At 33.3% G+C, this 12,346-nt stretch carries 9 protein-coding genes; all 9 read right to left on the bottom strand.

Annotated features, from left to right (window positions below; all coding sequences use genetic code 11):
* Positions 1-40 precede the first annotated feature (40 nt).
* Positions 41-352 carry a helix-turn-helix domain-containing protein gene (locus tag BUB86_RS16500; RefSeq protein WP_073211711.1) on the bottom strand — a complete coding sequence of 104 codons (312 nt, stop codon included), beginning with the start codon at positions 350-352 and terminating at the stop codon, positions 41-43.
* Position 353: 1 nt separating this feature from the next.
* Positions 354-701, bottom strand: a complete 348-nt coding sequence (locus BUB86_RS16505) for a type II toxin-antitoxin system RelE/ParE family toxin (RefSeq protein WP_073211714.1) — start codon at positions 699-701, stop codon at positions 354-356.
* A 509-nt stretch (positions 702-1,210) separates the two neighbouring features.
* A complete protein-coding gene (locus tag BUB86_RS16510; protein WP_073211735.1) occupies positions 1,211-1,591 on the bottom strand; it encodes a hypothetical protein in 381 nt (126 codons plus the stop codon).
* A gap of 111 nt (positions 1,592-1,702) precedes the next feature.
* The gene (locus BUB86_RS16515; RefSeq protein ID WP_073211738.1) at positions 1,703-4,867 is read right to left on the bottom strand and encodes a hypothetical protein; all 3,165 of its coding nucleotides are present in this window, start codon (positions 4,865-4,867) and stop codon (positions 1,703-1,705) included.
* Positions 4,854-6,851 carry a hypothetical protein gene (locus BUB86_RS16520; RefSeq protein ID WP_073211752.1) on the bottom strand — a complete coding sequence of 666 codons (1,998 nt, stop codon included), beginning with the start codon at positions 6,849-6,851 and terminating at the stop codon, positions 4,854-4,856. Before BUB86_RS16520 ends, BUB86_RS16515 begins: the two co-directional genes overlap by 14 nt.
* A 2-nt stretch (positions 6,852-6,853) precedes the next feature.
* A complete protein-coding gene (locus tag BUB86_RS16525) occupies positions 6,854-8,665 on the bottom strand; it encodes an ATP-binding protein (protein ID WP_073211741.1) in 1,812 nt (603 codons plus the stop codon).
* Entirely contained in the window at positions 8,658-10,325 is a 1,668-nt protein-coding gene (locus BUB86_RS16530) for an ATP-binding protein (protein ID WP_073211744.1), read from the bottom strand. The genes BUB86_RS16525 and BUB86_RS16530 overlap by 8 nt, the downstream gene beginning before the upstream one ends.
* A gap of 3 nt (positions 10,326-10,328) precedes the next feature.
* On the bottom strand, positions 10,329-11,507 hold the full coding sequence (locus tag BUB86_RS16535; RefSeq protein ID WP_073211747.1) for a hypothetical protein: 1,179 nt from the start codon (positions 11,505-11,507) through the stop codon (positions 10,329-10,331).
* A 500-nt stretch (positions 11,508-12,007) separates the two neighbouring features.
* On the bottom strand, positions 12,008-12,346 hold a 339-nt coding region (locus BUB86_RS16540), incomplete at its 5' end, for a helix-turn-helix domain-containing protein (protein WP_139261728.1).

Genomic DNA, 12,346 nt, shown 5'->3' on the forward strand with positions numbered 1-12,346 from the left:
AACCTCTTACTGCAAAGCAGTAAGGCAGGCAAAGCGCTTACTACATAACAGTAAGCGATATTCTCTTGCCTAACCCAGAAAAGATGCGAAACAGAGTAGACAGTTGAACATCAACATGCCCATTTTCAATCTTCGAGATATAGCTTTTCTTGGTACCAATCTTAGCAGCCAGCTGCTCTTGAGTAAGCCCAGCCTGAAGTCTGTGTTCTTTCAAACACTCTGCTAAACAAAAAGCCTCAGCCTTTGCCTCAAAAGCGTCTCTTCGGGCTGTGCCATCTTTACCATATTCTGCATCAAGCAGTTCATCAAATGTTGTACTGGCCATAATAGCCTCTTTCTTCTTTGTGTCCATATTACTTTTCCTCCTTACTTTTAAAATACTCTTTCTTTATTGCCTCTGCACGTTTTATTTCTTTTGATGGTGTTTTCTGAGTCTTCTTTTGGAATCCATGAAACAACACCACTATCGAACCTTTATCCAAACAACAGAATATCCTAAAGATATTACTGTCCAATTCAACTCGTATCTCGTAAATTCCATCCGAACCTTCTATGATACGGAAAAATTTCCGTGGGATGATGCGCTGTGTTTCAACAAGCCGCAACACGAAGTTGATTTTATCTCGGACATCGTCCGTTTGTTCAATATAGAACTCTTTAAAATAGTCCTTAAATAACTTTATCGTTCTTACTTTTTCCATCTCGATGATTGATTATCGCTGCAAAGTTAACAAATTTGTGAACATCTTCCAAATAAAAAACACTTTTTTTATCAATAAATAGCAATTTAATAATTATATATACTATTCCTCCATATCCAGCGAAGCTACAAAAACATCTTAAGCATCAACAAAAATTTATTCGCGATACACTTTTATCCTAAAAAGTTTGGTTATATGGATAATTTGTTATACCTTTGCAAAATCATAAAGAAAGACCTTAAGGTTAAAGTTTATGGTTGATTAATTTAGTTTTTTAAATAATTAAGCTAGAGGCCAGCAGTGATGCTCGCCTCTATTTTTTTATGTTACATCATAAGTATTGTAAAACTTCTAAGATCACATTTTGTGATCGCACCATCTAACTTATCGCATTTTGCGATAACCCCTTCAGGTGGTCACATTTTGCATCCACCTCGCCTAGCTTATCACATTTTGTGATAACCTCTTTAGACTGGTCGCATTTTGCGACCGGTTCAGCCTCTATTTTTCTAATCATCCATATCCAGCGAAGCCACAAAATCATCATACGCCGCTAATTCTTCACGATACGCACGATACTCCGCTTCATCAAAGTCATCATCCTGGCTACTATGGCTTCCAGCCCTGTCACCGCCTCCTACTCCACCAAGCAAATATCCATACCCACCTGGCACACGATATGTTTTGTATTCAAACTTCGATTTCTTAGTTTTCATGGCAGCAGGTTTCGCCTTTTGCGGTTCCGCTTTCTTCTGAATCTTTGGAACCACCTTTTCTTCCACAGCACTCTCCGTATTCATAGACTTGCTGTATGGCTTACCATAACTCATCAGTTCCTTGACCACCACAAATACGAATACTGTTACAAAAATAATCAATAATATCGCCATGCTACTTTCTTTCTGGTTATAAAATAATAAATATTTTATTTATATTTAATTAAATCCGCCCATAATAAGCATATTGTAGAATTTCTTTATATTCTTCATTTTGAATTGTGCTTAAGTTTGTTTTGAGAGATAATTTATTAACTCCTGAAAATATAGTTTTCGGTTGTCCGTATATAAATTATACTTCTCTTTATTGTTCTCAAACCAAGAAAACAGAGTTTTATCATCCCCTTGCGTTAACAATCTCCCTGATTGTTTATAAAAAGCCATATATAGATTACAATTCTTCAGGAATTTCTTCTCAAATAATGTATGAGGCACTTTTTCATACTTTTTCATTAAATTATGAAATATAAGTATTTCCTCAGAATTTAAGCCTATATATGTCCTTGAATCTAGATACCAATTGTATAGAGCACCTTCAAAGCCCTTATTAGCTCCTATTGGGTAGCAGTTATTTTTAGAAACAAAAGACTCAAATGCTTTTACCCAATCAACAAAAGAACGAGGCATAATGATATATTCATCGGTATAACTCTTATGGGGACTGCCAACCATTTCACCATAATACAACACAAGTTTACCATCATTTATACTTTGGTAAATCATGCTATGTACACTATGTTCATTTGACGAAGGACGATATTCAAGCATTTCTTTTGCAAGCTCCGATATTAATATCGGAGCCTTTTTTGAATTCACTATATCATTAGCCAATTCAAAAAGACTACCCGTATAATCATTCCACTCTAGCAAAGTGTAGTAAGAAGACCTACCAATACTTTTTATTCTTGAGTCTTTAAACAAATATGGCTTCATCTGCTTTGCCTCAACAAACTTACTATCTGGATAAATACATTTGAATTTACTAAAAATATCTTGAATATGCATGCATTCACCATTATTCTTCAATAATTCATAAATCAAATCAGAATAATTAGTTTTATTTGCTTCAAACAAGAGGTTGTGATTCTCAATCTCATCATCAATATTATCTTTAATGATGGTTTCAAGAATCAACATAAAGTTTTCCATTTGAGATTCTTCAACGGGGGCCCCTCCTGCCCAATAATCCGGATTTGAAGCGAAATATATGTGCAATGGAATTCTAAGCGCAGCATCTCTACGTAGATTTTTTAATCTCATAATTTCAGAGAATACAGAAGGAAATTTAAACCCTTTATACCTAGAACTAAATACATAGGTTTTGAATGACATGTCGTTAATGACGTAATTACCAATATCAGATGATGGTATATTCTTAAAAGAATCAGATACATTAAGGATTACAACATCAAGCATCAATGTCAATAAGCAACTAAAAGTATAAAATGAAATATTTAATCTTTCTTCTTCACAAATTGAATTATAATAAGATGTATTCTCTGTCATAACACCTTCAAAATTCAAGCTGTATGTTTCCCACAAAGATGGATTCATTATCATCTTAAATGTTTTATCTGAAAAATCTCTTTTACCAATTATTTGCCTGACTCTTTGGTTTGAACAGCCGTATAAATCTCCAATTTTACTATAATCAAACAAAGAATTATCATCAAGTCCACTATAATGAGCAAATATTCTTGCATTCTGATAATCAGTATTTTTAAAATAAATGCATAGAATATAAAACATTGGATAATGCTTGTAACATGAATAATAATAGTCAACAAGAGAGAGATCTTGTTCACTCAAAAATGGGAAGATATTCTGATATTTTTGACAACGAGCCTCTTTTGAGTCGTTGTTTAAAATGATATTATAAGTTTTATAATACACATCCAACAAATTGGACAAATCCTCAACACACCTTTTTCCAACATTACGGAAATTTCTAAATTCATGTTCTCTACCTTTAAATGAAAGGAAGTCCTTATAATTTAAATTATTGTTTTCCAAAACATTTTTACACGGACCACTACATCGAGATTTCATTTTATTAAACTCTTGTTGCAAGAGGACATCCTTGTCAGGAGTAATAAATTTATTATATTCTAAGTTGCTCAAGTTTTGAGACCTCAAATCAACTAAAACATTAATTGCATTATATAAAATTGAAGATATTTGTTTGTAGTCCTCAATATTTCTTAAAGAGAAAGAAATATTGGAACACAGTTGTATAACAAAGTTTATTCCATCTAAAGTATCTTTTTTGCTGTATTCACTCAATCTAATATAAATTTGTTCTGGGTACTTTAAAATATCTTCTACCAACAAATCCCAACCATTATAGATTGAAAGGAGTTTTTTATATATATCTAAACAGCGATTGCTTTCTTTCTCAAATTCATTTTTTATTAGATATTTAAACTTATCACTTAAAGCCGTATCAATGAAAGCGGCCTTTCTTTTCGTAGAAGGAGAATTAATATAATCAAAATAAAAATTAGAAAATGCTCCTATGAAACCACGTAACTCGATTATTGACTTTTTCCCACAGTTTTTGAATTTAAAATCAGATTGTTTGCCTTCAACCCATGGTAAGGCATCTTTGTATGAGGGGAGATAACTGATTATTATATTAAGTGTTCTTCTAGACAAGTTACTTTTCAATCTTTCGTATTCAGTCTGTATTTCGTTATCGATTGAAGATTCAACGTCAGTATTATCATCTGTCGAGTTTGATTTGTAGTTCAGAACTTTCTCAAAGTATTCTGCTTTTTCCTTCTTATCCGCACTAAATCCTACTTCTTTAGCCACCAAACGCATCAAACGCATATAATACAAGTTTTCTGGAAAATTACAAAGGGTCTCAATAATCTTTGTAACAATTGAAATCATTACATATCTATATCTTTCAATTTCAAACTCAATATTTTTCGACGCAAGAGAGTCTCTCATCAATATATTCTTTATTCTATTTTCATCGAAATATATCATAGGAGATGTAAACAGATTATAAAGAAACGAATATGTAAATAATTCCGAGTTCTCGTCTATAATAAGTGACAATGTAAATTCTGCACCAAATTTCTTTTTCTCATTTATATAAATTGAACGAATTGTAAATACGAGAGATGAAGGTAACACAATTGTATTATCATTTTCAATAATTCCATTTTCGTATTGTTCAAAAAAAGAAATAATATCAATCAAAAAAGACACGAAGTTTTTCTCTTCGTTTTTTAATGAATCTAAAAAGAAATGATCCCTAGTTCGATTTAATACATCATTAACATTTTTAAAGCCCTCCTTGCTCAATATCGCATACATAGAATCATCTATTATACCAACACCTACAAGTTCTAGTAATGTTGTCTCTTTAATAATTTTCATGATATTTTTTCCTCCTTAGTTCTATTATTGGATGAGAATCATAATCTTTCTTTAGCTCATACAACTCTGTACCTGGCGTAGATATTTCATTACGGAAATTCTTATAATAGCTTAGAAGAGTGTGTACGTCTTCATCAGGAAATCTTTCAATTACATCTGATGTAAAAACGTTATTATGTATCGCATCAAGCACCTTTGACCATTCCTCACTATTTAGTTTGGATTTACACTTATTCCAAGCATGACGCCAATGAGTTGGACCTAGCCCATTAATATTGTCGAGCCATTTAAAGAAGAATCTATACAAAATGAAGCTATCTGGCATTTCTAACAGATCAATATATTCATCTTCATTATTACCGAAAGCTTCGTAAAAAAAAGACTGGCCTCTACCAATCTGACCTTTTGTACTATTCAAAATTGCTTGAACTGCACGTATGTATTTTCTATTCCAATTTATGCCAATATAATCTCTATTATGAGAATAATCATAATTGCTATCGGAATCTTTACGTAGTGGATGGTATTTCATTGGAAAAGAGTAGATATTTACATTTAACTCGTCACACATCTTCACATTAATTTCAAGTCTTTTATACAGATCTTCTGGTTTATCTTTGAAATTATAAAGAAGATAGTTCGAAAAATGCTTAATTCCAGCTTGAGCACTCCATCTTATAGCCTTCTCGTACGATGGTAATGTTCGTATATCATCAAATGCAATTCTTAGGGGTCTAATTGCTATAGAAGCAAGTAATCTTGCTTTCTCTTCAGTAAAGAGTCTTGCATCTACACCTTGATTAAAATCGACATATCGCTGCCTGGGAACAGGTTTGAAATGCTTGTCGTAATATGGTTTTACCTCTTTATAGGCCTTCAAAAGATTATCTTTCTTTGAAGTTAACAATTTCTTTATATGATATTTATCAAGAATCTTATACACTTCAAACGACTCTTGTTCATCTTTTAGACTATCATAGAAGGATTTTATTATTGATTGCGTTTTACGAATATATGCTCTGTCATTTATACCATAGTTAAGATTTCTTGCGGCTATATCCAATGCATTAGGCTGAATATACTTAGCACATTTTTCAAAACCACAATCTTTTATTTCTTGAATAATCTCCTCAAAATGATCTGAAGCAAGGACATTATTATCCATCAAAAGCAGATCTTTTTGATCACCAAAATCAGCTCTTGTTTTGTTTACCCTATCAGAAAGTTCAATATAAGAATTGTAAACAGGTTCTAATATTGGAACCGCACAAAAGGGACAGTGTCTTATACACCCTCTTGACATGTAGCCATAAAACGCATTTGCCATTGGATATTTATATTCTATCTCATCTAAAATAGAATAATCAAGTGGTAATTCATCAATAATTTGTTTATCTCCTTTATCTAATTGGCCAGGAATATTCAAGATACCGACGTAAGGTTTTATGCCTGTTGCAGCCTCAATTTCTTTAGGCTGAATAGAAGCAAGGACTCCTCCAACCATTAAATCTTTTTTATCCTTAACCAATAGTTTGGCAAAATTTATAGTCTCAATAGTTATATCCCAATAAAAAGTAAACAGGGTGGTAACACCAACCCTATCCCATTCAGGATTATCTTTCCAAGCCCCCTTCCAATAATAATCTTTAAAATCATTAAGTTGACCACGGATAAGGAACGCATAATCAGATTGATCTATTCCTATTTCTGAAATATACTCTTTTTTGCGGGTTTTTATGTATTCGTAAATATAATCTTTTTTTAACGACCAATCTATAGTTTTATCTATAGTATTAAGCATTTCAACACATTTCTCTGTTATGCGTTCTATTACAAATGCTTTTAGATCTCCTTTATAAAACACAACTTCCCAATTCCCCAAATTTTTATAATAAGTTGATAATTTCATCAACCCAATAGGGGGAAATTTATTTTTATAATTTGGTTCTATTAGTAGAACTTTTTTCTTCGTAATATTACTCATTATCATTCAAGACTGGCTATAGCAGAATGCATCAACACAGATAAATTCCTTTTTTTTGATGACGGGCAAACCATCAGCATAGTGTTTAGCACTTTTCTTAATACAGCCAATTGCTCTGGCGTATATAATTTTTTATTAATCAATGGCTGCAATATCTCATCGACTCCACCCTTATCTTTTTTCTTCTGATTTAAATTATCGGACGAAGGTTGTGTAGTAAGTGTGCCGACTATATGAGATTGTTCTTTTGACCCTAAACCCTCTTGTGTATGCTGAGGAAAAGAAGCATTTTTGTCATTATCTAGATCATTATTAGAGTCAACAGATGACCTTGTGGAATTCGTATTATTAGGCTGTAAAGGCCTCTCTTGAATTGTATCTCCTTCCGTAGATTTTGAGTCATTAACTGTTAATGTATCATTCTCATTTGAGCCATTCTCTTCTTCTATAGAAATATTACCTATTAGTTTATCAACTATCTGTTTAAGATTGTGATTATATTTTTCTCTATAAATAGTAATTACATCATTAACTTCCTCATTTTTATCACGAATTGAGGCTTTCTCAAATTCACTGACAGAATCCTTCAATTTACCAATCAAGATAGAAATTACAGCTGGATCTGTTTTATCTTTTATACTATCAACTATCTCCTGAACTGTTTTAAGTTTTGTTTTTAATCTGCTTGCTTTATAATAGACCTGAGTAAGTACACAAAAGTACTCCCTTATAGTTTTAAGTAGAGCATCAGCTTCTTCACTAGCAGCAAGACCTTGGCGTCCACTGTCTGGTACTATTTTATCATTTGAGATAAAGATCTCACCATAGAAATATTTATTACCACGTGTTTCTTTAAAACAGGAGTTAAGGATATTTTTGTCTAGTGATATATTATGTTTTCTAAGTCTAATGCCTACATTATAATCTTTTTCTTCATTTATAACACCTGAAAAATCCGTAACAGCATACCATCCCCATCCCATACTTCCATACTTTTCATGAACTGGGAGTTCAAAATAACGCAGTTTTTCAATATTGTCATCATTTCCTTTAACAACAAGGTCATATGATTTTTCAATATCAGCTATTTCATTAAGAGAAACTCGAATTTTACTAACTGATTTATGCCTCTCAACAAACTCGTTTTGGTCACTTAAATTTATTAAAGAATTAAAAGTCGCACTATAATCAATAGGAGCTACTTCTTTGATGTATTGTAAAATATCACTTTGGTCAAGCAGAATGCTAGCAGAATTAGTTATATTTCTTAATCTAACAATGAAGTAATGTTTATCATTATCTACTTCATATGTTTGAGTAGTGCAAATACGACACATTGCGTCCTCTGCAGACATCTCATTTTTGTTTTCGTCTAGCAATCTACGTAGTATTCGTGTATCAATAGATACAACAGTACCAACGCCTTCACCTTGATAGGATGTGTCAAATTCTAAAATATCGCAATAACCTCCACCAGATAATCTTCCGACTCCATACAAACCAGCATGTATTACACCGTTTTTAATACTATTAGCTATATCAGTAAGATATTTTACTGCACAATCAGCCTTAATTCCAGTTCCATTATCTTCTATTGTTATATTATTAGAAGAAATATTAATATTTACATGTCCATCTTTGACCTTGGTTAGTATTCCTAGTCGAACAGCATCGTTTATAGAGTCCAATGCATTTTGTATATATTCTCTATATATACACCGAGGATTACTGTACAATTGAAGCATCAACATTTTTAAAAGGTCAATGCCTATCGTGGAGTTTTCTATTTGTTGAGCCATATCTTTATTAGCCATTAGGGTATTGCTTATATGAAGGACGCGGGAATCTAATATTCACCAAAGAACGAAGAGCAGGGTTTGAAATAATGTATTCACCAGGACTTAATCGAGTCATCATATTTTGATATGTTTTAGGAATATATCGATAATCTGATTTTGATACCTCTATTGCATTTGTTCTACCATAAGCGGCAGTTGCACAATTTCCTTTTACTCTGTCATGTATAGCGCTTCGGAATTGTTCGACAGAGAAAAGAATTATGCCCAAGGAACGACCACGTTCCGCTATATCAAGTAGTTGCTTCAGAATAGGAGAATTTTTGGGCACATCGTTAGAAGCATACTTATTCAACTCATCTACAAATAAAATTATCTTGTCTGGAATATTATCTCTTTCTGAGCCCAGTTTCATGTCATATATTGCACGAGCGACACTACCAAACACAAAACTCTGTGTATTTTCGTCCAACCTTGCAATATCTATAACCATAACTTGGCCATTATTTAGGTTGTTTGCAATCTCATCTGCCAAATCTATTTCGCCAGTAGAGTCATTAAGATTCGTTCCAAAAACATCGTTCTTTATGGCCTTACTTACACATCTTTTGAATTTCCTCCAACTCGTTACTTGTATCTCGTTAGTATTACCACCTCTTGCTTGTGTCTTTGTACAATCATCGATTTTTTCGACAAGTGTACTCCACTTATCAACATTATTGAAAGGAGGCTGTCCATTAATAATGTAATTTACACAACTTTCAAGTGTACCTGAACTATCATCTTCATTTGCCAAAAGAAGATCAAGTTTTTCCAAACAGTTTTCATATACAAACTTATATTTCTTAGCTCTATTGCCTTTTGTCTGTTCTTTTACATCTTCAGGATTAGCATAACTTTGAACATTCGCGGCAACTTTATCCTTACTATAAGGATAGAAATACATAACATTACTGAAGGGCTTAGCAGGTATACCTAAGTCCTCATAAATTTTCATTTCCTTTTCATCTAATTCATCGTTAGGTTCATCAATTGCCATAAGGTCACGACCTTTTACATTAAAAAAGACAAATGCACATGTTTCGTTATTCTCAGTTCTAAACTTTTCTTGAATAGCGCGTAGCAAGAACATCGAATAGGAGGTTTTGGCCGCTAAACCCGAAATGCCAGAGATATTAATATGAGCTCCATCAGGCCCTAGAAGGAAATGAGAATTAAGTACCACTTTGACTTTTATAGACGCATCACCTTGATACATTTGCAAATAACCACAAACGAGAGGATTCTGTACATCCTTCTCGCTAAGACCTAATGCATTTCTAATATCTTCTTCATTGCACAAAGAAACCTTTTGACCATCAAGGACGGGCGTATATATGTCTTTTGTATTACAAGACACACGTACTCTAACGTAGTTCATGCCCAAACGATTCATATTACCAGCCTCCTCATCAACATCACCAAAATCACTAGATATATAACTAGTGAAATGACTAGGAGCATCTGTTACATGGAAAATTTCTTCAATCACACCATATGTAATTGATTTAGACTCATGTTCAACCTTTACAATATCAAAGGGACTAAGGATCTGTTTCTTATCTGTCCAAAAATAGAACTCATCAATAGTTGATGGAGATGATTCTGTTGCTGATACTTTTCCAATTACCTTTGTCATATGCTAGAATAAGTTTAGTATAATATTCTGATTTATATAATTTGACTTGCAAAATGATTCTGTTAAAAATATCGGATATAGATGGTTAGCCCATCTATTATCTTTACCAAAGCACGTTGGATAAGCTTCACGTATCAAGTTTGCACTAATTAAATTTATCAATGGAGTTTCTATTGATTCACCCTTTTGCTCAATAAGCATTTCGCATTTAATGACATCCGAAAAATGTGTTTCCCTAAACTCACTGTTTCTAAGTCTCAAATACCACATAGCAAATTCGGCTTCGCCATTATGTGAAGGATATCTATAGACTTTGGTTCGCTCGAAAGGTCTTAAATTTGCAATAGTAGCAGATAGTTTCCTCCCCCTATAATCCTTTAATAAATCAGGATTAAACATCTTTGAGACCCCAACAACATGTTTGTAATTTGATCTCAATTGACTCCATTCGATAAGAGACATATTTGAGAAACTATGGTTATATTCTATAGAACCATCTTTTATCAAAAAATGCTCGTTATCCAAAAGATTATTTTTGCAAAGCGACCTTACCATCAATTGCTCTTCATCAGACATTTCTGATTGTATTTTTGCAATTCCACTATTCTTAAAACCATTTTTATCTTTTGTAATTTCTCTGTTACCATCTGTAGGATAAAGAAGTATCTTTTTAATCTCTATTTTGTGCTCTTGAACAAAGCGAATTTTACTAATTTCGCTATTTATTTTTTCACAATAACTTCTACAGAAATTATCTTCTTTATCATCATCATAGTTAAAATTCTGAGGAAGAGAAAGAACGATCTTTCTTTGTAAATCATATTTCTTAAATGTATCGCGATCCTTTCTTTCACAACATCCGACAATAATCTGCCCTGCAAGAAATGGAAAAATACGGTTGCCAATAGCTATATCGTCAACTTTATATACGTGGCGAGAACCGTCAAGAAAAAAAGAGAACAAAGGGGAGCTCGCCAATTTCATCATTCTACTATCAATTCTAACAGTATCCTTTCGAGATAAGTCTGTTTCGGCAAACGTTCCACTATGTTGTTCAATAGCAGGTTTATCATCATAATCAAGTGTATCTTGGTCATTCTGATCCAAGATTAGTTTTCTGGTTTTGTAGCAAGAGTATTTCCCCTCACCTTCTCTTTCAATGAATTCTAATATTCTACCCATAGATTATATAGTTCCCGTCTCTTAAATAGTCATTCAATATATTTAATTATAATAATAAAAAACAATAGTTCGACATATTTTAGCAATTAGACTAAATCTCCAGAATGCGCTACAGGTAACACTAAGAAACCCCTACACACAAAAGAAGCGCGAGCAATGGCTCTTCTCTTGAATCGTGAGGTCGTAGGATTACCTGTAGTATTAAGATACAAGTCATGCCCGCGCTAATGCACGGGCATCGGCTGACTTATTCAAATACTACTATCGATGAAATTTCCTACGTTTCACGATTCTCTGAATAAATAGCTGATGCTATTATTTACCAACAAAAATCATATCGGCACCTCCTCTGAGGCTCATTTATATTCTGCCGTAGCAGCGTCGTGTTACGACGATTAGCCAATACTTGATTGCAAAAGTACAAAAAGTTTTTGGAATTACAAACGGAAAGGGAGAAAAGTTTGGATTGGGGCAAGAAAAAGCCCTAATACATTATTGTATCAGGGCTGGATGAGGGCTCTGCTATATGTTCTGTTCTTGTTACCGCCATGCGGCTCCAGATAGCCATACTCGGAAAGTTGGCGTAGATAGCGCTTAGTGGTGGTGGTATTAAAGCCGAAGTGGGCGACAATCTGTTCTGTGGTAAATTCGCCTTTATCGGCCACAAATTCCAAAATATCGACCATTTTCTCGGCCAAAGACGGTTTTATCGACCATTTATCAACCATTTTCTGCTTCAAATCCTGTTTATCGACCATTTTCTCTGATGTAGAATCAATATAATGGTCGATATCAACCTTCAGGTGCTGGCAATGAAGGCGGGTCATGCAATCAAGGAA

The organism is Xylanibacter ruminicola (assembly GCF_900142525.1).
GTDB classification, from domain to species: Bacteria; Bacteroidota; Bacteroidia; order Bacteroidales; family Bacteroidaceae; genus Prevotella; species Prevotella ruminicola_A.